The sequence below is a fragment of the Streptomyces sp. NBC_00425 genome (assembly GCF_036030735.1).
Classification (GTDB): domain Bacteria; phylum Actinomycetota; class Actinomycetes; order Streptomycetales; family Streptomycetaceae; genus Streptomyces.
Genome location: NZ_CP107928.1, coordinates 1,841,155 through 1,861,504, shown reverse-complemented (window position 1 = coordinate 1,861,504; position 20,350 = coordinate 1,841,155). Strand labels below are relative to the sequence as shown.

Sequence of the window (20,350 nt, the reverse complement as noted above, 5' to 3'; positions counted from 1 at the left end):
GCGGGCGTCGATCGTCGCGCGGGCCTGGGCGGGGGCGCCGGCGATGCTCGGCCCGCGGATCGGCTCCGGCGGCCGAGGGAGAGGGCTTGTGCGGCACGGTTGCCGGGTGGGGGAGGGGAGCCTTGTGCGGCACGGTTGTCAGGGACCGTGCCGCACAAGCGGTCAGTGTCTGCCGGCTGCCGGCTGCCGTCTCGCGCGGGCGGGCGCGCTCGGGTCCGGTGCGCAGGACGCGGGCGCGGCGTCCCTGGAACCGACCTGCGCAAGGCCGTCCGGTCCGGGGCGCCGGCCCTGATCGAGGTGCCCACCGACCGCGATGCCGCGGGCCCCTGGGTACCCGGCTGGTGGGACTTCCCGATCCCGGCGTGCATCACGGACGAGCGCCAGGACGAGTACCACCGCACCCGGGCCACCGAGCAGCACCTCTGACACGACCCGAGCCCAGTGCCGACGGCCGCCCGTGCAGCCGAAACCCGGCCGCACGGGCGGCAGTCGTCGCAGACGCATGCCTCACCCGACCGTCCGACCGCTCCTCGACCGGACACTCGGGCGGGAACCGAGTCGATCACTTTTCCGGTCAGTGTGAGTGAGCGGCTCGGTCGCCGGGTGGGGAGCCGGCCGGCAGGCCTGCTCGGGTAGCCCACATCGTGGTTGTTCAGGGGAGGCGCAGGGATGCTCGTTTCGCGGACGCAGGACAGGCCGCCCGTCTCCGCGCCGGGTTGCGGCTGGTATGCGTCGGCTCCTGTCCTGTCTGCGGTCGGCGTGTACGGCGGCACGGTGTGGACGGTGCGATCGTGGGCGGACTGCCCGCTCGGGAACGACTCCAGCAACAACATCGGGCTGCAGATGATGATGCCGGCGGTGTGGCTCTGCATGACCCTGTTGGTGCTGCTGACCCAACTCGCACTGCGAAGGCGGCCTCTCCCCGGCGGCCGGGCCACCATGTGTCTCGCCCTGCTCGGAACAGTCGTCACGCTGACGCTTCTGTACCGTTTCGGGATGGGCTGGCCGTATCATCCACCGGAGGGGGACTGCACGGAGGGATACCCGCTCTTTCCCTTCACGGGCAAGACGGGCCCGCACGCCGCGGACCAGGTGTATTGAGCCGCAGCGTTGTTGACACGGCTGACGGCCGGCCGGCCGCCGCGGCGACCGGGGGGTGCCCCGATCGGCGGTCCTCATATCGGATACAGTGTTGCTGTTATGGTGCTGAGGGGACTGGGTGAGGTGTTTCGTGGCGGCTGCTGACCCTATGAGGGCGAGCGCACCTGCTCGGCGTTCACCGGGGCGACCGCCCGTGCCGTTGGAGCGGATCGTCGCCACCGCACTGAAGATCGTGGACGAGGAGGGCTCCGACGCTCTCTCGATGCGGACGCTGGCACAACGCCTGGGCTCGGGCACGGCGACGCTGTACCGGCACTTCGACAACCGGGCGGTCCTGATCGCCCATGTCGTGGACCGCATGTTCGCCGGCGTGGAACCGAACAGCGCCGAGCTCCGCTCGATGGGCTGGCAGCAGGCGCTGGGGGCGGTCGCGCACGCGATGTTCGACGCCCTGGCCCGGCACCGGAACGCGGCGCGCCTGATGGTCGAGCAGATTCCCTTGGGGCCCAACGCGATGGCGCTGCGGGAGCGCTGTATCGCGGTGTTGCTCGACAGCGGCTTCCCGCCGCGAGTGGCGGCGCACGCCTACGCGACCCTCGCCCGCTACGTCCTCGGATTCGCCATGCAGGCCGGCGGGCACGGCGGGGCGGGAAGCGACGACGCGGCGCTGTCCGCCGACTTTCGCAGCGTGGATCCGGAGCTGTTCCCGGCAACCGTGGCGGTGGCCGGGTCGATGCCCGTTCCGATCGAGGACGAGTTCTCCTTCGGTCTCGAGCTTCTTCTCAGCGGGCTGGCCCGCCTGCGTGACGACATCTGACTCGGCGGGCGACGGGCAGCAGCCCAGCTCACGGCCCTGGCCCGTGAGCCTCACCTCCCTTGCCGCCGGTCTCACCCCCGCTTCGGCACCGCGCCGTGAGCGCTGTCAGACCCGGGGGCCTTCGGGCCCCGTACCGCGCAGCAGCCGCTCCCCGGACTCGCGCAGCCGGTCCTTGACCTCGTCGAGGCCGGACGCGAGCAGTCCGTGATCGCGTTTGCGCCACCTGCCGGCGATCATCACGGCTTCGATGTTCGCGATGTCGGCGTGCAGGACCGTGGCGACGGGGTCGTGCGCCGGCCACAGGTTGAGGGCCCGGGCGTCGACGGCGACCAGGTCTGCCTGCATGCCCACCTCGATCCGGCCCACCTGGTCTGCCAGGCCCAGGGCCCTCGCCCCTTCGACCGTGGCCCAGGCCAGTGCCTGTTTGGCGGTGACCGAGGGCGTGTCGAGGTGCGTGCCGGTCGTCTGCCGGTGGTGGGCGTGGTCCAGGCTGCGCTGGTGGGCCAGGGCGAACCTGGCCGCGGTGAGAAGCTTGCCGGGCACGGCGGTGTCGATGTCGGTCCCCAGGGAGGGCGCCGAGCCCAGGCGCAGCAGCGACCCGGTGACGGGTGTGCCGTGTCCCTGGCCCAGTTCGTTCTCCGGGGTGCTGGTGAACGTGACACCCGCTTCGACGAGCCTCTTGATCCAGTCCTCGGACAGGCCGGATCCGTGCACGATGTTGGTCAGCGGGCCGAACAGGCCGGCGGCGCGCACGGCTTCCCAGCCGGGTGAGGGGTCCCCGCCGCTCTGGTGCATCGAGACGACGAGACCGCGTTGTGCGCCGGCGTGGAAATCGGCCGACGCGGTCTCGACGGAGGAGTACTGCGGTCCCTGGAGCGCCATGCCCAGTGTGATGAGGGCGTGATCGCGCACAGGCCCGTCGAGCAGCCGGTCGATCTCGGCGAGTGGGTGGGGGATCTCCGGTGCACGGTAGGGCGTGCCGTGCAGGAAGACGGCGCGGACACCGGACCGGGCCAGACCCTCGACGGCCGCGTCGGCGTGCTCGGGGGACAGGACGTTGTGACACCAGTCGCCCACGGTGGTCGTACCGCAGTTGATCTGGCTCAGGGCGCCGGCGAGATTGCTGATGTGCATGTCGGCAGGGGTGTAGCGCCCGGCGCACTCACCGTGGAGACGGGTGAGGTACTCCATCAGGGTCCAGTCGGCGCCCACCGAGCGCAACGCGGTCTGCCAGGTGTGCAGGTGGGCGTTGACCAGACCGGGGATGACGATACGGCCGCAGAGGTCGACGACCTCGGCGTCCGGCGCCTCGATGTCCGCGCCGACGGCGGAGATACGGTCGGCGTCCACGAGGACGTCGACGTGCTCGGCGTCGGGCCGGCCCGGCGCCATCGTGACGACCCGCGCCCCGCGCAGCAGTACGCGGCTCATACGGTGGCCCCCGAACCGGAACGGATGTGGCCCTGGTGGGACATGGTGCGACTCCTTGGTCAGGGGTTACGGCGTCATCGCCCGCGCGGCGGATCGTGTGGTGGTGAGGAAGTCCCGAGTGGCGATGTGCCCGATGTAGCCGTCGGGACGGATCAGCAGCAGTGTGTCTCCGGCCAGGCCGTAGCCACGCCGCAGCGTGTTCCCGGAGTCGGAGAGAACGAGCCCGTCGTCGGCGGCCGCCCCGACGGTCAGCCGCTTCAGCCGGGCGCCGGCCGTCGGCCAGACGAGCCGTTCGAGGTCCCGGGCGGCGCCGGCACCGTAGGCGATCGCGGTGAAGTGCGGCCCGCGGAACACGTCGAACAGCCGGGTCCCGGTCCCCTCGGCGCCGAAGAGCTCCGCGTCCGGCGCGCGGTCGCCGACGCGCAGCGTCCCGGTGCGCATCCCGTCGGCGGGGGCGAGCGGGCCGCCGTGGTACGTCAGGCCGAGCTGCTGCTCGTCCTTGCCCCGCTTCATGCTCGACGGGTCGAGCCTGGCGATGCCGCCCCACTTCTCCGTGGACAGACCCAGGACCCCGGCGGCGATCGGCTGCCTCTCCGTCTCGTAGGTGTCCAGCAGCGCCTGGTCCGCACCGGCGAGGACCTGACCGAGCTTCCAGCCGAGGTTGTAACCGTCCTGCATACCGGTGTTCAGGCCCTGGGCGCCGGCCGGGGGGTGAACGTGCGCGGCGTCACCGGCGAGGAGGACACGTCCTCGGCCGTAGCTCCGCGCCAGGCGGATGTTGGGCCGGAACACCGACGTCCAGTGGATCTCGTGCAGTTGAATGCGCCGGTCGTGGGTGTGGTCGTGGATCCGCCGGAGGATGTCGTCCTTCTTCGAGGGCGGTTCCTCGTCCGGCGTGAGACGGATCATCCACTGGAACATGTCGCTGTCGGGGAGCGGGCAGGCGCCGACGAGTCTGCCGCCCGGGCGGGGCCACATGTGCCACCGGTCGCGAGCCAGGCCGCTCACCGAGGCGTCGACGATGAGGACCCGGTCGCTGTCGTCCGTCGTCCCGACGAAACCGACGCCGAGCTGCCTGCGGACCACACTGGAACCGCCGTCCGCGCCCACGACGTAGCGGGCGACGATCTCCTCCGTGCCCTGCGCGTCGGCCACCCGGGCGACGACGGTCTCGTCGTCCTGCGTCAGCCCGGTCAGTTCGCGGCCGAACTCGATTTCGCGGCCGAGCTCGTTCAGCCGGGCGTGCAGTGCCCGGTCCGTACGGAACTGGGGGATCAGCCAGGTGTTCGGGTACGGGACGTCCGTGGTCGCCTCCTTGTGGGGGAACATCTTCCACGGCATCGCGAGCGGTCCCACGTGGAGGCCGAGCTTGGGGTAGGTGCTGCCGCCGGCCAGCACGTCGTCGAGGGCCCCGAGGTCTTCGAGGACTTCGAGGCTGCGGGGCTGGACGCCCTTGGCGCGGGAGCCGTCGAAGGCGTGCGGGGACCGGTCGACGATGCGTACGTCGAGTCCCCGGCGTACGAGGTCGACGGCCACGGCGGAGCCCGACGGGCCCGCGCCGACGATCAGGACGTCGATGACGGGTGAACGGTTCATGAGTCGAGCCTTTCGGTGCGTGCGGCCACGAACGAAACGATCTGATCGGCGACGTCGCGGGGCCGTTCGAAGGGAGCCATGTGGCCGCATTCGGCAATGACCTGGTGGTGCCGGGGCTTCAGCAGCGTGCGCGCCGTGTCGAAGTGGGCCATCGGCGTGACCTGGTCCTCGTCGCCCCACAGCAGCAGCGTCGGAATGCCGAGGGCACCCGTCTGCCGGAACAGGTCGTCGCGGCCGGAGACCGGGAGGTGCTGCAGCGTGTCGAAGACCGCGTACAGCGAGCCCTCGAAGCGGAACGCGTCGAGGACCATCTCGGTCAGTTCCGCGACCAGTTCGGGGTCGCGGACGTTGTGTCCGAGGTGCCCCTGGAGTATCCGGCGGCCACGCCGCCGGGCGACGAAGCCGGCCAGCAGGTCGCTGCGCAGCAGCCGGTGCGGGGAGGTCGGCCGCGGTGTCGTGAGACCGGCGGGTCCGACGATGGTGAGAGTGGACACCGACGAGGGATGCCGGGCGGCGTAGGTCATGGCGACCAGCGCGCCCAGGGAGGTGCCGACGAGGTGCAGTGGCCGCGCCGTCAGACCGAGCCGCTCCGTCAGCTCGGCCAGCTGCCGCGCGAACAGCGACTCGTCGTATCGCGCGCGCACCCGGTCCGAGTAGCCGCGGCCGTACGCGCTGCAGGCCAGGGTGCGCAGCCCGTGGGCGTGCAGCTCGGTGACGAGGCCGTCCCAGTAGAACAGCGGGATGGTCAGTCCGCCGGCCATCACGACGACGTCGCCGTCCTCGGGCCCGGCGAGTTCGTAGTGCGTGACGCCGTCGGACAGTGCGATGAAACTGCCGCGCAGGTCCTGTCGTGAGCCCGCGGTGAGCTGCCGGTCCTCGCCCGACGCGACGAAGTACTTCATGGAACGGCCTCCTGGTCTCAGGGCGTGGGGGTGCCGGCGGAGGAGCCGAGGAACTGTGCGATCGCGTCCGCGACCCACTGCGGTTCCTCCTCCGGCAGCAGGTGACCGCCGTGGGGATGTACGAGCTCCTCGGCGCCGGGGATGTCACGGGTGAAGTGCTGGCCGTCGATGCCTGCGCTGCGCAGCACCAGCGTGGGCACCGTGATGCGGGGGATCCGCGCGGAGCGGTCGGGCTGGGCGGTGTTGCAGAAGTCGACGAAGGCCGAGCGGTTTCCGGGCCGGCTCATGAGCTGGTGGGCCCGGTCCACCATGGCGTCGTCCACGACCGTCGAGTGCGGGCCGACGGTCGAGCGCAGACCGCGCTCGACGGCGCCGCGCGGCATCACGCGCCGCAGCAGGGGGCGCAGCAGCGGGTTGCGGGTCATGTGCATGCCGGCCGGTACCGCCTTGTCCGGGTACCCGGTGGCATTGACCAGCACCAGGCCGGTCAGTCGCTCCGGGTGGTCCAGCGCGAGGTTCCAGGCGATGTCGCCGCCCAGCGAATTGCCGGCCACCGCGCAGCGCGGCACTTTCAGTGCCTCGAGGAAGGCCGCCATCGTCGCGGCGTAGGTCGGCACGCGGTAGTCGCGGTCCCGGCGAGGGCCGGTGAGGCCGAACGCCGGCAGGTCGGGGCGGATGACGTCGAAGGACTGCGACAGCAGGGCCGCCGCACGGTCGAAGTGCTGCAGCGACGAGGCGCTGCCGTGCAGCAGCACGAGTGCCGGGCCGCGTCCGGCGCGTTTGTAGTGGATCCGTGACCCACCGGCGGCGACGAACCGGGAATCGGGCTGCGGCTCAGACCAGGTACTCATAATGGATACACTGTTACCGAAAATGTGCCGTGTCAAGTGCGACCCCTCTTGGGGGCGCGGCGGTGGGGCCGTGGTGAAGGCCCCACCGCCGCCGGTTTCGGGGTGTCCCTGCTACTTGATGCGGATCTCGGCGAGCTGCAGGCGGCGCCTGGTGCTCTCGTCCGAGGCGGGCTTGCCGAGCTTCGAGGCCGTCAGGCGCAGATAGCGGCCGGTGGCGGAAGCGAGGGTGTAGGTCTGAGCGGCACCGCCCGGGTCGGGTTCGGCGGTGACCGTGCGGGCGGTGGTGTAGGCGCCGGATCCATCAGGGCGGGTCTGGATCGTGAAGTCGACGGGGAAGCCCGCGGTGCCGCCGCCGACCGCGCCGGTGCCGGTACGGGGGTGGAGGGTGACGGACCCGACGGCCCGGTCGGCACCGAGGTCGATCTCGATCCACACGGGTGTCGCGCTGACGTCGGCGGAGGGGAAGTCGATGCTGGTGAAGCCCTGGGCGCCGGACACGCTGGTGAGGGTGCCGTCGAGGACGCGTGTCTTGCCCCAGTCGCCGTTCTCCAGCGTGTAGTTGGCGGTGACGGTGGTCGCGGCGGTGGGGACGGTGAGTTCCGCGAGCTGAAGGCGGTACTTGGTGGTCTCGTCGACGGGCGGGGTGCCGAGCTTGGTGGCCTGGAGGCGCACGTAACGGGCGGTGGTGGTCCTGAATCCGTACGTCTGCACGAGCCCGCCCGGGTTGGGCTCGGCCGTGACGGTGCGGGCGGTGGTGTAGGCGCCGGATCCGTCGGGGCGGGTCTGGATCGTGAAGTCGACGGGGAAGCCGGCTGTGCCGCCGCCGACCGCCGGGGTGTCGGTGCGCGGGAAGAGCCGCACGGCGTCGAGGTCGGTGTCGGCGCCGAGGTCGATCTCGACCCATACGGGGTTCGCGCTGACGTCGGCGGAGGGGAAGTCGATGCTGGTGTAGCCCTTGGCGCCGGTCACGCTGGTGAGCTTGCCGTCGGTGAGCCGGGTCTTGCCCCAGTCGCTGTTCTCCAGGCTGCTGTTGCTGGTGACCGGTCGGCCGAGGGCGAGGTCGTCCAGGCGGCCCGCGCCGGTGACCGTGAACGTCCAGCTGCCCGGCTGGAGGGTGAAGTAGACGTACGAGGCGTCCTTGCTCGCGTAGCCGAGGCCCGGGACGCTTCCGGTGGAGGCGCCGCCCGTGAAGACGGTGGTCCCGTTGGCCTTGACGACCGGTGAGGAGCCGCCGTACGTCGGGACGCCCACCCGCGCGGTCGTCGCGCCCGGTGAGGTGAGGGTCAGGGTGACCTGGCCGCCGTCGCGCGTGATGCCGAAGCGGATGTCGCCCTTGACGGTCGGCGTGACCGTGTTGATCTTCGTGAGTGTGCCGGTCTGCGGGATGACGTCGTACGTCTCCCAGCCGGGCTTGGTGGGACGGACGCCGGCGGCGTAGGCGGACAGGGTGTACAGGGGGCCGCCGTTCCAGGCATGGTTGTCGGTGCCGCCTGACTTGTCCCATATCTCCCACAGGGTGTGGCAGGCGGGGTCGGCGACCTGGGCGGCGTAGCGGTTGCGCATCCGTTCCTCGGCGACGGTGGCCGCCCCCATCAGGTAGAGCGCCTCGAGGACGTAGAACTCCATGTAGGGGCTGGCGTTGAGGTGGGTGCGCAGCACCTCGGTGATCCCCCGGTGGCGGGAGGCGGGCGCGAGGCCGGCGACGACGGCGAGGCCGTTGGCGCGGTCGTCGGTGTCCTTGGTGTAGCCGGGTGAGCGGTACTCGTTCTTGGAGGTGTCCCACAGCACGCGGTCGAAGTTGGCCTTGATGCTGTCGCGCTTGGCCTGCCAGGCGGCGATGTCGCCGCTGTTGCCGCTGAGGCCGGCGAGCGTGATGGCCGTGCCGAGGGCCAGGTAGTACCAGCAGTTGTCCAGGACGCGGGCGTCGATGTTGGAGCCCCAGTCCTCCCAGTCCCAGTCCCCGACGCGGTGGCCGACCAGCCCGGCCGAGTCCAGGCTCCACAGGTTCAGGTAGGCCTTCACCGACGGGTAGGTGCCGGAGACGGCGTCGGAGTTGCCGGTGTAGAGGTGGTAGGTGCCGAAGGCCCACACCGAGGCGAGCATCTGGACGGGCAGCTCGGCGGTCCAGATGGTGGACGGCATCGGCGAGTAGAGCACCCCGCCCGGCTTCTGCCAGGCGGCGAGCTGGGCGATGGCCTTGGCGCCGAGGGCGTGGGAGCGGGTGTCGAAGGTGTAGAAGCCCTCCTTGAGCTGGTTGACCACGTCGCCCCACCACTGGGCGCGCTCGCGGGTGGGGCAGTCCATGTAGTTGTCGCGCATGTTGACGTACATCGTGCGCGCAGCCTTGCCCCACAGGGTGTCGAGGAAGGGCTCACTGCTGCTGAACGATCCGGCGAAGTCGGTGTCGTAGCCGGACTCCCGGTACTTCAGGTCCAGGATGGTGACGCCCGCGGGGATCGTGTACTTCACCGCCGTGCCGCTCATCCAGGCCAGGGCCTCGAACTCCTGGACCCCGCCCGCGCAGACGTAGGTGGCGCGAACGTTGTTCTCCGCCCCGCGCGTGAGGCCGGTCAGTCCGTCGCCGTCCGCGTAGTGGTCGGTCTGCATGCCGATCACCGCGCCGGCCGGAGCGTCCACCTTCAGATACGGCGTGACTTGGAGGTTCGAGGGCAAGGTGGCCGTGATGGCGGTGGCGCCCTGTCCCGTGGACGGCAGGGAGGACGCGTTGCCGTAGGACTTCAGGCCCGAGTACCGGAACTGCGGGACGGGCCGCCGGACGAGATTGTTCCAGGGCGCGGCGCCGGCGGCTCCGAAGTCGGTGGGGGCGCTCCACGCGCCGTCGTCGAAGCCGGCGGACTCCCAGGCGGTCACGGCGGTGGCGTTGCGGGCGTCGTAGTAGACGTTCGACTCGGGCAGACGGAAGTTGACCTGGGTGCCGCCGGTGTTGTTGGCGTAGCCCGGGTGGACGGTGTGCTTCCAGCTGGTGTCACTGACGACCCGGGTGGTGGTGGAACCGGTGGTGATGTCGGACTGGAACAGCAGACCGCCCTTGCCGCTGTCGCTGTGCGAGAAGCCCTGCTTGCCGAAGTACCACACCAGTAGCGCCACGGTGTTGCGGCCGCTCGTGAGGTACGGAGCGAGGTCGATCTCGTCGTAGTAGGTGCCGGTGCGGTCGGGGCCGCGCTTGAGCTGGCCGTCGAAGACGACGAGCGTGCCGTTGACCCACAGCCAGTACTTGGAGTCCGCCGCGATCTGCGTCACCGCCTTCGACGGCGCGGAGCCCAGAGTGAACGACTTGCGGAACGCCACCCACTGGTTCGTCGAGCTGGACGGAGCCCAGATCCACTGTGCGGTCCAGGAGACGGCGGCCGACGCCGCCGGAGCGAACGCCGGCAGAAGCACCGAGCCGAGGGTGGGCGTGAGCGCCACGGCTATTGCCGAGCGCAGGATGGACCGGCGCGTTACCGAGGACATGCGGGCTCCTACTGTCGATGTGCGGTGATGGCGGGGGGAGGACAGGCGTCCTGGAGACCGAGGCGGGGAGGGCGCGTGAGGCGAGGATCTCCCGCTCGATCGCCTCCGACAGCCCGAGCTCGGCGAAGCGCGTTTTGAATCGTTTCATTCCGGTGTTTGCAGCGGGAATTCTTTGGGGCCGCTCGAGCTGATGTCAAGGCCCGTGCAGGAGGTATCCCGGCGGGGCGTCTTCCACCCGGGCTCCACGACCGACGGGCGGGCGTCCGTCGACGGCCCGCCGCCGGCGGCGCCGGTCGACATCGGAAGCCGGTGCCGCCCGCCGGCTCCCCAAGCGGTCGGCCCGGGGCGCAGCGGACCGGGCGGCAACCGCAACGGCCCTGGTCGCACGGTTCGCGCACCCTCTGCGGGCAGGCCGGGGCGACGTCAACGGCTGTGGCAGGAGCTGTCGGCGCACGCCGGCACTCCTCCCGTTCCGGCGCCGGGGCCGTCCGTGAGCGGCACGAGGTCCGGGGCTCTGCCACGGAACGGACGGCGGCGGGCCGGGCTGCTTCGCCGGGTGGTGGACCACGGGGTGGTTGACCCCGCAAGCCTGTATACAGCAAAGTGTGCGGCAGGACAGACGAGGAGTTCCGTGACTCGGGCAACCGGTAAGAGCGAGGCGATCTACGAGCGGCTGAAGAGTGACATCGAGTCGCTGCGGCTGCGGCCGGGGGCCAAGCTGGGCGAGGTCCAGCTGGGCGAGGAGTTGGGTGCCTCGCGGACGCCGGTGCGCGAGGCGATCCGGCGGCTGGCCCGGGAAGGGCTGGTGGACTTCGTGCCGGGGGAGGTGGCCCGGGTGGCCGCGATCTCGCTGGGCGGGGTGCGGGCGCTGTTCGAGTTCCGGATGCTGCTGGAGCCCCGTGCGGCCGCGGCGGCCGCGACGACGGGGGCGGCCGACGAGCGGGCGCTGCTGCCGTTCGGCGAACTGCTCGAGCGGCTGGAGGAGTTCGACGCCTCCTTCCGGGCGCTGGACGCCGGCGCGCAGGCGCGGTCCTACCGGGAGTTCTACGAGGTGGCCGAATCCTTCGACCGGGCCGTCGTCGCCGCTTGCCGCAACCCCTACCTCGCCCGCACGATCGGTGACCTGCGCAGTGAGACCGTACGGCTGCGGCACCTCTCGCACAGCGGCCCGCGCCGCATGCTCACGTCCCTGGAGGAGCATCGAGCGATGCTGAAGGCGATCGTTCAGGGAGACACGGAGGCGGCGGAGGCGGCTGCCCGGCACCATCTCGCGCAGACCCTCCGGGCGCTCATCGACAGCCTGACCGGTCAGGGCTTCGCGATCGGTGCGCACGTCCACCTGGATGCCGCCCGCGGGTGAACCGCCCGCCGTGAACCGCCGTCGGTATCCCGCCTGCCCGGTAATCCGTCCGCCGGTGATCAGCGCGTCCGTGAACCCGCCCGTACTGCTCGGTCCGGCGATCGGCGTTGCCTGGGGCTTCCGCATCAAGCCCCTGTATACGGGAGTGGATGCAGCACTCTACGACGGGAGGGTGCCCTTTCGTGCCGCGCTTACCGTCGGCGCCGCCGGCCTGCTCGGGTTCGTCACCGACGAGACCTTCGAGCACCTCTCCGAGCATGACAGGGAAGGGGCGCGCACCGTATGAGCGCCATCGTCCGCACCACCGACCCCGCCACATTGTGTGACGTGGATCATGTCATCCCATTGGTTACGTTGAGGTGACCGGATGCCGATGGTGACTATGGGGATGCGGCAGGAGAACTCGCTGAAGGAGAGGGCCGGCGCATCGAGGGTGTGTGCGCCGCAGGGTCCGGGTCTTCTCGGCGGGCCGGCAGGCCAAGGGTGAATCGTGGGGCAACGCCCCATGGGCAGGTCTGCCGAAACCTGACCGCGCGTCGCTGATCCATCCCGAGTCGCGCACGTCGCGGCTCGCATCCATCCCGTAACGGTAGTCGTACCGCCTCCACGTCGGAGGCGTGAGGAGTGTTGTCATGACCAGCGAGAACGTCGACATCGCGCGTGAGTACTTCCAGGCCGTCCAGAAGGGCGACCTGGTCAAGGTGGGCGAGCTTCTGGACGAGGGCATCGTCTGGCATCAGCCGGGCGGCAACCGGTTCTCCGGTGAGCACAGGGGGCGCGACGCCGTCTTCGCGATGCTCGGCGGGATGATGGAGGCCAGTCAGGGCTCCTTCGCCATCGACACGATCCACGCCCTCATGGGCAACGGCGACACGGTGGCCGCCTCGATCCACTTCGCCGGGCGGCGCGAGGGCGCGTCCATGAGCATGGACGGCGTGGACGTCCTGCGCCTCAAGGACGGCAAGATCGTCGAGATGTGGCTGTTCTCCGGCGACCAGGTGGCCGAGGACGCTTTCTGGGGGCAGTGAGCCACCCGTGCCCTTCGCGGGCGAGAGCCGTCCCGTACCGCGGTGATCGTCGCGCGGCTCGGCACGCGACGGCGGACACCGTGGCGGCAGTGAGTTCAGGGCGTCGCGCCGTACGGTCCGTCGGCACGACGTCCCGCCGGTCGCCGCCTCCGGCGACCGGTCACGGTCACTGGCGGGCGTCGTAGCTCTCGCGTGCGGCGAGTACCTCGGTGAAGTGTTCCTCCGCCCAGAGGGCGATGGCTCGAAGCGGGGTGTACAGGGTCCGCCCCAGTGCGGTCAGTTCGTATTCGACCCGGGGCGGGACCTCGCCGTACACGTGCCGGGTGACGAGCCCGTCGCGTTCCAGGTCCCGGAGCGTCTCGGTGAGCACCTTGGCGCTGATGCCGTCGACGCTGGTGCGCAGGTCGCCGAAGCGCAGGGGGCCGACGCTGAGCGCGATCACCACCATGGCCGTCCACTTGTTGGCGATGCGGGCGAGCGAGGTACGGGACGGGCAGGTCGCCGTCATCACGTCGAAGGCCGGGAATTGTGGCAGCGTCACATGCCCTCATCGGTTGTGTCGAGGCGACTGGTACCGGTGGTGAGTATAGGAACCCGGCAGGCCGATCTTCACCGGGGACGCCGTCCGGCGCCAGGCCGGTGCTCGCCCGTTCCGGCATTCTTCACGGCACGGCGAGCGGTCCCGCATGCCTTTGGCGCGAGGGCCGTCGACGGCATGGGGAGATCTGTCGACGATCCGTACGACGAGTCCTCGCCGTACGAGATCGATCGCCACGGCGGAGCCCGAAGGGCCCGCACCGACGACCAGGACTTCGCTGACCTGCGGGTTGTTCACGAGTCGAGCCTTCGCCGCGAGCGGCCACGAACGGGACGATCTGATCGGCGACGCCGCGGGGCCGTTCGAAGGGGGCCATGTGGCCGCATTCGGGAATGACGAGATGGCGCTGGGGCTTCAGCAAGTCACGCGCTGTCTCGAGGTGGGCCATGGGCGTGACTTCGTCCTGGTCGCCCCACAGCAGCAGCGTCGGGATGCCCAGCGCCCCCGTCTGCCGGAAGAGGTCGTCCCGGCCGGCGACGGGCAGATGCTGGAGCGTGTCGAAGACCGCGTACAGCGAGCCGTCGAAGCGGAACGCGTCGAGGACCATCTCATCCCGCACACCCGCACCGGCAAGAAGCTCGAGGTCCCCGTCAAGCGCATCCTTCAGGGCGCCCCGGTCGAGGAGGTCGTCAACCTGGCCGCCGTGGACGCCCCCCACCTCATCGACCACTACGCCCGCCTGGGCGTCGAGCACCAGGACCGATCGGCATGACCACCGCACACATCACCCTCGCCGTCGCACTGTCACTGATCTTCTTCTCCTTCGGAACGGCGAAGATCGCCGCCGTTGCGTTCATGCGTCAGGCAGGCAACCACGGCGGACGCCCGAAGGTCATCGACGACGACATGCTCACCTTCGCCCTCGCACTCAAGGACAAGGGTGTCCCCTTACCCGACATCGCGAAGAAGCTCACCATCAAGACCGGGAAGAACGCGGGCAAGAACCCCCCGGTCGCCTCCCTCTACCGGGCGCTCGCCGAAGCCGAGGAAGTCGCAATCGACGACGGCCTGCCGCTGCGGCCCAAGCCCGTACACATCCGTCGGCCCGAGGACCCCCTCACCCGTGAGGAGATCGACCTGCGCGAGAGGCTCCAGGCCCAGCCCCCGGGATGCCGTAGAGCCCTTCTCCTGCGTGCTACTGGCTGTGTCGGGGTCGTGGCGTCCGTCGGCCAGGGCGTATGCAGTGCCCGGCCGGTTTCGCCATCCGCCCTCCAGCGAACTCCCCGGTCAACGACCTGGTCCTCTTCAGGTTCGGGTGTGGTGGCGATGAGGATCTGAGCGGCCTCGGTGATGTCGCCGGCGCGGACGGCGCGGGCCATTGCTTCGCGGGCGGCGTCGGCGGTGGTGTCCGGGGGAACCACCAACAGGGCGAAGTGGTCGGAGTCAGCCATGTGGATCCGCCCGTCAACGGGGTGCGGCGACGCCTCGTAGCAGGTCAGCACCGATGCCGACCTGCTACGTACGCGAGCTCGCCGTCGTTTCACGGTACTCCCGCCGCCCGCACCGCCGCTCTCCGCAGCGCCTCCGCCGGAAAATACCTGGTCACACCGGACATCGGCCCATCGAGCAGGCGTACAGTGAAAGCACCGGAAGTACTTCGCGCTCCCGCTTTCACGCGGGTGTCATTTCCGGCGATCGCCTAGAAACCGAACTGCCGATGGGCAGCCCGGGGGCAGGTTCGCATCATGACCACCACCCTCGACCGGACCGCGCCCCGCGACCTCGCCGCAGAGCTCCCGGCACGCTTGTCCCTCACCCCGAAGACCACCCTCGCCGGCCAGCTGGACGGTGCCTGGTGGCCCTACTCCCGCGACCTTGCAGCCGAGATTCCGCCGCTCGCCGCGGCCCTGGAAGAACCCTGGGGGCGCATCACCCGCGTCACCGTGAGCCCCACCCGCTGGCCCGTCATCCCGCACACGGTTTCCGTGTCCGGGAAGACCGTGCACGTGGGCTGGTTCACCGAACAGGACCCCGACAAGCTCATCCTGCTCTCCTACACCGTCGGCCGCTGGGACCTGCTGGTAGTTCCGCCCGAGACCGAGCCCGCAGCCGCGGCCCGGCTGATGGCCGCCGCCGCGATCCCGGGCAGCGCCCTGACGGCAGGCGTCCTCATGGCCAATGAGGCCGCCGTCGGGCGCGGCATCCGCGACGCCCGCCGCCGGGAAGCCACCTGGGAGGGCGAAGGCGGGGCCTGTATGTCCCCCTTCGGGTACCCGATCGACCGCACCGGGGGCGACCGCAGGGGCGCGGTCAGCGCCAGCGCCAGGGTCGCGCCGAGGGCAGGGACAGATGTCCGCGGCGGCCGTGTCCCGCACGCCGATGTCGTCGGGGGACATCCGTAACGACTCGATGACTGCGAACAGGGTCTCCGTTCCGTTCGGCATCGGCTCGCCCACGCTCGCACCGGTTCGATTTTCAGCACGATGTCGGTCATGAGCGTGATGGCTGCCCGTGTGATGAGACGCCGCGTGGGGGATGAGCTGTTCGTGGTCGCGCGCGTCCGCGGGCTGACGATCTTGAGGGTGCGGTCGAAGAACAGGACTTCCTCCGCCGCGTCGCGGTCGGTCGCGCCGGACGGGGTGACCATGCCGAACAGCGGCAGGCTCTGGTCTTCCGTGAGCCGTGCGTTGCCGTCCTTCCCGCGCATCATCTACGCGCCGGACGTTCACCGATTCAGCTCCGCGCCACATGGCGTCCTGATCTGCCGTGACCGCTCACAGATTTGACGCCCACCGTAGGGGCTCCCAAGCTGGGGGAGGGGCTTGTGGAAGGGGCCACGGCCGTGAGTAGTGGACAGAGTGATCTTCCCCGGCTGCTGACGGCCGCGGAGACGGCGGCACCGGTGGGTGCCGTCGATGTGGTCGCCGAGCACCTGCTGCGGCGTTTCGAGGCCACGAAGGTCTCTTTTCTCATCGTCGATCTGACGGGAAGGACGGTGGTGCGGCTGTCCACCGCCGGGGCGGTCGAGGGCGGGCGGGAAGCGGAGCGGATTCCCATGTTCGGCAGCGCCTACGAGCAGGTGGTCTGCACCCAGCGGCTGTACCAGGAGGAGAGCAGCCAGGGACAGCGGGTGATCGTGCCGGTCACCAACCGGGGGGACGCGATCGGGCTGCTGGAAGTGCTTCTGCCGGCCGCCGCCGGTGAGGACGTCCTCGAAGGGGTCAGGGAAGCAGCCCACGCCCTGGCCTACATAGTGATCGCCAACGGACGCTTCACCGACCTGTACACCTGGGGCAAACGCTCCCGTCCCCCCACCCTGGCAGCGGAAATCCAGTACCAGCTGCTGCCCCAGTCACTGTCGTGCGAGGCCGCGCAGTTCACCCTCTGCGGGAGCATGGAGCCCTCCGAAGACCTCAGCGGCGACACCTTCGACTACACCCTGGACCGCGACACCCTGCACGTGTCGGTGACCGACCCCATGGGCCACGACATCGACGCCGCGCTGGCTGCCACGGTCCTGGTGGCCGCCCTGCGCGGCGCCCGTCGCACGGGAGTCGGTCTGGCCGAACAGGCCCACCGGGCCGACCAGGCCCTGGCCGACCACGGCCAGGGGCACGCCACCGGGCAGCTGTTGCGCGTCAACCTCACCACCGGGCGGGCCCAGCTGGTCAACGCCGGCCATCCGTGGCCACTGCGCGTGCGTGAGGGGACCGCGAAGGAGATCATCTGCCTGGTGGACCAACCCTTCGGGCTGTCCGAGTCCGCGCGCCACTCCTACCGCGTTCAGGACGTCGATCTGCGCCCCGGTGACCGTCTGCTCATGCTCACCGACGGCATGCTCGAACGTCATGGGGGGACGGTCGACCTGCCTGCCCTGCTGGAGCACACCCGGGACCTGCACCCGCGGGAGACGGCGCTGACGTTGACGTCCGCCGTCCGTGAGGCTGCCGGCGGCCGGCTCGAGGACGATGCCACCGTGATGTGCCTGGACTGGCACGGCCCTCAGGAGACCGAGCGGCACGTGAACTCCGGCGCGGACCTCCGGCAGGCTTCGGCCGGCCGTACGAAGCCGTGGCCATGAGCCGTCACTCAGGCGGCCTCCGGTATGGGGTGCTCCTCATGGCGCGCAGGAGGTGCATCAGGGTGGCGTCGAAGCCGATGCTCCCGGATTCGAGGGCATCCAGCGATTGCGCCACGGCGGGGGCGGGCGAGCGCTCTGACGCCTGAACTACTCCGGCCCGCTCACCACCCGAGACGGTGTGGACCTGGGGCTCTCGGGGCTGACACGGTGAGCACCGCACTGTGCCGTCACGCTGATGTCACGCCGCTGCGCGTTCGACCGGCGGCCGACGCCTCACTTCCCGCCGGCTGACGGCCGGCGGCTGGTAGGCCACGTCGAGTGTGCCCGTGTCCGTGCCGGGCGGCACGATGGCGTCGATCCGGTCCAGGACGTCGTCCGAGAGCGTGTCCGATGGCCCAGTGGTAGCCGTGCAGACGCAGCGGTGCGACGAGACTGCCGCCCTCGGCCAGGGCGTCGATCCAGGGCAGGTCCCAGGTGTCGACGGTGACCACGATGGCGTCGAAGCCGCCGTCCGGAACCACACCGGCGGACAGGTGCTCGGCGTCCGCGGTGACCACGCTCACGTGGTCGTACCCGGCCTGAGGCAGGAAGCGAAGGGCCCTGTCAGTGACGGCGGGGTCGATGTCGAGGGTGGTGACGTGACAGGTCGGACCGACGAGTTGGGCGAGGAGGGCGGCGTTGTAGCCACCGGAGCCGATCTCCAGAACGCGGTGGCCGGCCTGGATGCGGGCGGCTTCGAGCATCTCGGCCTGCAGCCACGGCGCGGAAGGCGCGCTCGATTGCGGCGGAGCGGATATGGCTGCCGGCGCGGAGCTGCTCAACGAGCTGGTGGCGAAGCTCGCTCGCGTCGCTGACTTCAGTAGCCGGCGAAGTCGTCACGGCACTCCTTCCGGGTTGAACGGGCGGTTGGAACGTGGTGCGAAGGGAGCATCGGGAGCGGGCCGGTGTCTCTGCTCCGGCGGACCAGTGGCCCTGGCGCGGGTCCGGTGATCACGGGGTGTCCCCGCTCATCCGGCGCTGCAGCTCCCACAGGGTCCGGAACAGCCCTGGCTGCTGGGTGAGCTGGGCGTAGGTGCCCTCCTGGACGATCCGCCCTTCGTTCAACGCCACGATCCGGTCGGCGACGGCGACGTTGGCGAGGCGGTGCGTGATCAGCAGGATGGCGTGGTCCTTGGCTAACCGGCGATCCGCCGCTATGTTGCCGCGCTGCTTCGGCCACTCAAGTTCATGGAGCTGTGGGCGCCTCCTCCTTTGAGGCGGGACACGAGGGGCCTGGGCCAGCTGACCCATGGCGGCGCGTGGTTTGACTTCCGTCGAGCACCTTCGCTCCTGACTGCCCTCCAGGCCGTCCGCGTGACGGTGATCACGGACGTCCTTCGGGGGGTGCTGCGTAGGCTTGGGCCGTCGCCACGGCGGGGTCCGCGAGAGTGGGCGAAGCCCTCCTCCAGTCACCTGACGAGGCGTCAGGAAAGTCGGCAAGTGGTCAGCGTGAGTCCTGAAAAACCTGGGGACAGCTGCCCGGACATGTGAGTCGTTGTAGGGTGTCGAAACAGCCCTTGACCTGCAAAAACGCAGGCAGGGAGCCTACTTGTGGGAGTGCCCCGATGTTGCGTACCATGTTCAAGTCCAAGATCTAGCGTTTGGATGTTTTCGCAGGTCAGGCGTGCGACGGCCGCGATTCGGTCAGCAAATGGTCAGCATCAGCGTTCACTCGGTGCTGACGTCGTCGGCGATCGGGCTGTGGACGGACTGCTTCGATCCAGCGGTATCGGAGCGGTGATCTCCTCTGTGCCAGGGAACCGTGCGCTTCGCCGATGCGACTGTGCAGGGGGGAGCCTCCCTCTGAGTGGTGGACACGCTGATACTGGATCTGCTTGATCCGGAGGAAGCGAGAAGGCCGCCGATGGCGATGAAGGACTACTCGGACGAGTTCAAGGCCGATGCCGTGGCCCTGTACGAGTCCACACCCGGGGCGACCTGCAAGAGCATCGCCGCTGACCTGGGAGTTAACCGGGCGACCCTGCGTGAGTGGGTGCTGCGGGACCGCGAACGCCGTGGCGTCAGCGCTGCGGCTGCGAAGCCGGCCGCCCCATGTCGCGAGGCGGTACCGTCCGCTGACCGGGACGAGCGGGTCCGTCAGCTGGAGGCCCGGGTGGCAGAACTCGAGGCGAGTGAGCGCAAGCTCGCCACCGAGCGGGACGTCCTCCGCAAGGCAGCCAAGTATTTCGCCGGAGAGACGAACTGGTGATCAGCCGCTTCCAGTTCGTTGACGACCACCGGGACACCTACGAGGTGAAGCGGCTCTGCCACGTCCTGGACGTGAACCGGTCCAGCTACTACAAGTGGCTCGCCGGCGCCGAGGCCAGGGCCGCCCGGCAGCACAAGGACCAGGTCCTGGCCGAGGAGATCCTCGAGGTCCACGGCGAGTCCGGCGGCGCCTACGGCTCCCCGCGAGTGACCGCCGAGCTCCGCGAGAAAGGGCAGCGGGTCAACGAAAAGCGGGTCGCCCGGATCATGCGGAGGTTCTCCATCACCGGAATCCGCCTGCGCAGACGCGTCCGCACCACCGTCGCGGACCCGGCAGCCTCACCGGTTCCGGACCTGTTCCAGCGGGACTTCACCGCCGCCGAGCCGGGGCGCAAGTACATGGGCGACATCACGTATCTCCCGCTGGCAGACGGAAAGTTCCTCTATCTCGCCACGGTGCTGGACTGCTTCAGCCGCAAGGTCGTCGGCTGGTCCATCGCCGGCCACATGCGCACCGACCTGGTCGCCGACGCACTGCGGATGGCGGCCTCGACCCGCGGCGGCCTGGACGGCGCCGTGTTCCACTCCGACCACGGGGCCCAATACGGCTCCCGGGCCTTCGCCGGCCTCTGCGACCAGCTCGGAGTCACCCGGTCGATGGGCGCGGTCGGCACCAGCGCCGACAACGCGGCCTGCGAAAGCTTCCACGCGTCCCTGAAACGCGAGACCCTCCAGGGAGCCCGCGACTACGGCGACGCCGGCACCTGCAGAAGGACGGTATTTGCCTGGCTGACCCGCTACAACACCCGCCGTCGGCACTCCGCCAACGGCCACCTCAGCCCCAACGAATACGAACGCCGACACCACACCGCTAAACTCACGCTCGCCGCGTGATCAATAACCGCGTGCCCACCTTCATGGGGG

General features: G+C 70.1%; 19 protein-coding genes and 2 pseudogenes. 11 read left to right on the top strand and 10 right to left on the bottom strand.

Annotated features, from left to right (window positions below; translation table 11 throughout):
• Window positions 1-297 precede the first annotated feature (297 nt).
• The 3 genes from OHS82_RS07615 to OHS82_RS07605 all read left to right on the top strand — a co-directional run bounded on the left by OHS82_RS07615 (window position 298) and on the right by OHS82_RS07605 (window position 1,918).
• Window positions 298-426 (top strand): hypothetical protein, encoded by a 129-nt coding sequence (locus OHS82_RS07615; protein WP_277922403.1) that lies wholly within the window; start codon window positions 298-300, stop codon window positions 424-426.
• Window positions 427-669: 243 nt separating this feature from the next.
• Window positions 670-1,101 (top strand): hypothetical protein, encoded by a 432-nt coding sequence (locus OHS82_RS07610; RefSeq protein ID WP_328433575.1) that lies wholly within the window; start codon window positions 670-672, stop codon window positions 1,099-1,101.
• Between the two features lie 193 nt (window positions 1,102-1,294).
• Window positions 1,295-1,918, top strand: coding sequence for a TetR/AcrR family transcriptional regulator (locus tag OHS82_RS07605; protein WP_242433250.1), 624 nt, complete (start codon window positions 1,295-1,297; stop codon window positions 1,916-1,918).
• A gap of 105 nt (window positions 1,919-2,023) precedes the next feature.
• On the opposite strand, the gene OHS82_RS07600 is transcribed toward OHS82_RS07605, so the two are convergent.
• The 5 genes from OHS82_RS07600 to OHS82_RS07580 form a co-directional block, all read right to left on the bottom strand.
• A complete protein-coding gene (locus OHS82_RS07600) occupies window positions 2,024-3,349 on the bottom strand; it encodes an amidohydrolase family protein (protein ID WP_057581077.1) in 1,326 nt (441 codons plus the stop codon).
• Between the two features lie 66 nt (window positions 3,350-3,415).
• Window positions 3,416-4,945 (bottom strand): FAD-dependent oxidoreductase, encoded by a 1,530-nt coding sequence (locus OHS82_RS07595; RefSeq protein WP_057581076.1) that lies wholly within the window; start codon window positions 4,943-4,945, stop codon window positions 3,416-3,418.
• On the bottom strand, window positions 4,942-5,847 hold the full coding sequence (locus OHS82_RS07590) for an alpha/beta fold hydrolase (protein ID WP_057581075.1): 906 nt from the start codon (window positions 5,845-5,847) through the stop codon (window positions 4,942-4,944). Before OHS82_RS07590 ends, OHS82_RS07595 begins: the two co-directional genes overlap by 4 nt.
• Window positions 5,848-5,864: 17 nt before the next feature.
• Window positions 5,865-6,698 (bottom strand): alpha/beta fold hydrolase, encoded by an 834-nt coding sequence (locus tag OHS82_RS07585; RefSeq protein ID WP_328433574.1) that lies wholly within the window; start codon window positions 6,696-6,698, stop codon window positions 5,865-5,867.
• Window positions 6,699-6,809: 111 nt separating this feature from the next.
• Window positions 6,810-10,172: an alpha-L-rhamnosidase-related protein gene (locus OHS82_RS07580; protein WP_328433573.1), complete on the bottom strand. Its 3,363-nt coding sequence runs from the start codon at window positions 10,170-10,172 to the stop codon at window positions 6,810-6,812.
• Window positions 10,173-10,803: 631 nt separating this feature from the next.
• Between OHS82_RS07580 and OHS82_RS07575 the strand changes: the two genes are divergently transcribed.
• From OHS82_RS07575 to OHS82_RS07565, 3 genes are all read left to right on the top strand, one after another.
• Window positions 10,804-11,532: a GntR family transcriptional regulator gene (locus tag OHS82_RS07575; RefSeq protein ID WP_328433572.1), complete on the top strand. Its 729-nt coding sequence runs from the start codon at window positions 10,804-10,806 to the stop codon at window positions 11,530-11,532.
• Between the two features lie 55 nt (window positions 11,533-11,587).
• Window positions 11,588-11,818: a hypothetical protein gene (locus OHS82_RS07570; protein ID WP_328433571.1), complete on the top strand. Its 231-nt coding sequence runs from the start codon at window positions 11,588-11,590 to the stop codon at window positions 11,816-11,818.
• Between the two features lie 346 nt (window positions 11,819-12,164).
• The gene (locus OHS82_RS07565) at window positions 12,165-12,560 is read left to right on the top strand and encodes a nuclear transport factor 2 family protein (protein ID WP_328433570.1); all 396 of its coding nucleotides are present in this window, start codon (window positions 12,165-12,167) and stop codon (window positions 12,558-12,560) included.
• A 166-nt stretch (window positions 12,561-12,726) separates the two neighbouring features.
• Here the strand turns inward: OHS82_RS07565 and OHS82_RS07560 are convergent, their stop codons facing one another.
• The 3 genes and pseudogenes from OHS82_RS07560 to OHS82_RS07550 all read right to left on the bottom strand — a co-directional run.
• Entirely contained in the window at window positions 12,727-13,095 is a 369-nt protein-coding gene (locus OHS82_RS07560; protein WP_242433252.1) for a winged helix-turn-helix transcriptional regulator, read from the bottom strand.
• Window positions 13,096-13,107: 12 nt separating this feature from the next.
• Window positions 13,108-13,395: an FAD-dependent monooxygenase gene (locus OHS82_RS07555; RefSeq protein WP_334451119.1), complete on the bottom strand. Its 288-nt coding sequence runs from the start codon at window positions 13,393-13,395 to the stop codon at window positions 13,108-13,110.
• Window positions 13,396-13,405: 10 nt separating this feature from the next.
• Window positions 13,406-13,708, bottom strand: a pseudogene (locus OHS82_RS07550) (alpha/beta fold hydrolase); the annotation flags it as partial.
• A gap of 158 nt (window positions 13,709-13,866) precedes the next feature.
• Between OHS82_RS07550 and OHS82_RS07545 the strand changes: the two are divergent.
• The 4 genes from OHS82_RS07545 (at window position 13,867) to OHS82_RS07530 (ending at window position 17,179) form a co-directional block, all read left to right on the top strand.
• Window positions 13,867-14,436 carry a hypothetical protein gene (locus OHS82_RS07545; protein WP_328436183.1) on the top strand — a complete coding sequence of 190 codons (570 nt, stop codon included), beginning with the start codon at window positions 13,867-13,869 and terminating at the stop codon, window positions 14,434-14,436.
• Between the two features lie 407 nt (window positions 14,437-14,843).
• Entirely contained in the window at window positions 14,844-15,500 is a 657-nt protein-coding gene (locus tag OHS82_RS07540; RefSeq protein ID WP_328433568.1) for a DUF5994 family protein, read from the top strand.
• A gap of 90 nt (window positions 15,501-15,590) precedes the next feature.
• A complete protein-coding gene (locus OHS82_RS07535; protein ID WP_328433567.1) occupies window positions 15,591-15,884 on the top strand; it encodes a hypothetical protein in 294 nt (97 codons plus the stop codon).
• 56 nt (window positions 15,885-15,940) lie between these two features.
• Window positions 15,941-17,179, top strand: a complete 1,239-nt coding sequence (locus OHS82_RS07530; protein WP_107105281.1) for a PP2C family protein-serine/threonine phosphatase — start codon at window positions 15,941-15,943, stop codon at window positions 17,177-17,179.
• 227 nt (window positions 17,180-17,406) lie between these two features.
• Here OHS82_RS07530 and OHS82_RS43465 read toward each other — a convergent pair whose 3' ends face one another.
• Both OHS82_RS43465 and OHS82_RS07515 read right to left on the bottom strand, forming a co-directional pair.
• Complete coding sequence (locus tag OHS82_RS43465; protein WP_443061773.1) at window positions 17,407-18,000, bottom strand: methyltransferase domain-containing protein; 594 nt, start codon at window positions 17,998-18,000, stop codon at window positions 17,407-17,409.
• Between the two features lie 169 nt (window positions 18,001-18,169).
• Window positions 18,170-18,364, bottom strand: a pseudogene (locus OHS82_RS07515) (hypothetical protein); the annotation flags it as partial.
• Window positions 18,365-19,082: 718 nt separating this feature from the next.
• On the opposite strand from OHS82_RS07515, the gene OHS82_RS07510 reads away from it, so the two are divergent.
• Window positions 19,083-20,320, top strand: a protein-coding gene (locus OHS82_RS07510; protein ID WP_328436037.1) for an IS3 family transposase whose coding sequence is annotated in 2 segments (ribosomal slippage) — window positions 19,083-19,406 and window positions 19,409-20,320 — 1,236 coding nt in all. Because the reading frame shifts where the segments join, the coding sequence is not laid out codon by codon here.
• Window positions 20,321-20,350 lie beyond the last annotated feature (30 nt).

Bases quoted from the DNA above. Each gene is read 5' to 3' on its own strand.
- OHS82_RS07610 (WP_328433575.1), top strand. From the start codon at position 670: ATGCTCGTTTCGCGGACGCAGGACAGGCCGCCCGTCTCCGCGCCGGGT.
- OHS82_RS07600 (WP_057581077.1), bottom strand. From the start codon at position 3,349: ATGAGCCGCGTACTGCTGCGCGGGGCGCGGGTCGTCACGATGGCGCCG.
- OHS82_RS07595 (WP_057581076.1), bottom strand. From the start codon at position 4,945: ATGAACCGTTCACCCGTCATCGACGTCCTGATCGTCGGCGCGGGCCCG.
- OHS82_RS07590 (WP_057581075.1), bottom strand. From the start codon at position 5,847: ATGAAGTACTTCGTCGCGTCGGGCGAGGACCGGCAGCTCACCGCGGGC.
- OHS82_RS07585 (WP_328433574.1), bottom strand. From the start codon at position 6,698: ATGAGTACCTGGTCTGAGCCGCAGCCCGATTCCCGGTTCGTCGCCGCC.
- OHS82_RS07580 (WP_328433573.1), bottom strand. From the start codon at position 10,172: ATGTCCTCGGTAACGCGCCGGTCCATCCTGCGCTCGGCAATAGCCGTG.
- OHS82_RS07565 (WP_328433570.1), top strand. From the start codon at position 12,165: ATGACCAGCGAGAACGTCGACATCGCGCGTGAGTACTTCCAGGCCGTC.
- OHS82_RS07545 (WP_328436183.1), top strand. From the start codon at position 13,867: ATGACCACCGCACACATCACCCTCGCCGTCGCACTGTCACTGATCTTC.
- OHS82_RS07540 (WP_328433568.1), top strand. From the start codon at position 14,844: ATGACCACCACCCTCGACCGGACCGCGCCCCGCGACCTCGCCGCAGAG.
- OHS82_RS07535 (WP_328433567.1), top strand. From the start codon at position 15,591: ATGAGCGTGATGGCTGCCCGTGTGATGAGACGCCGCGTGGGGGATGAG.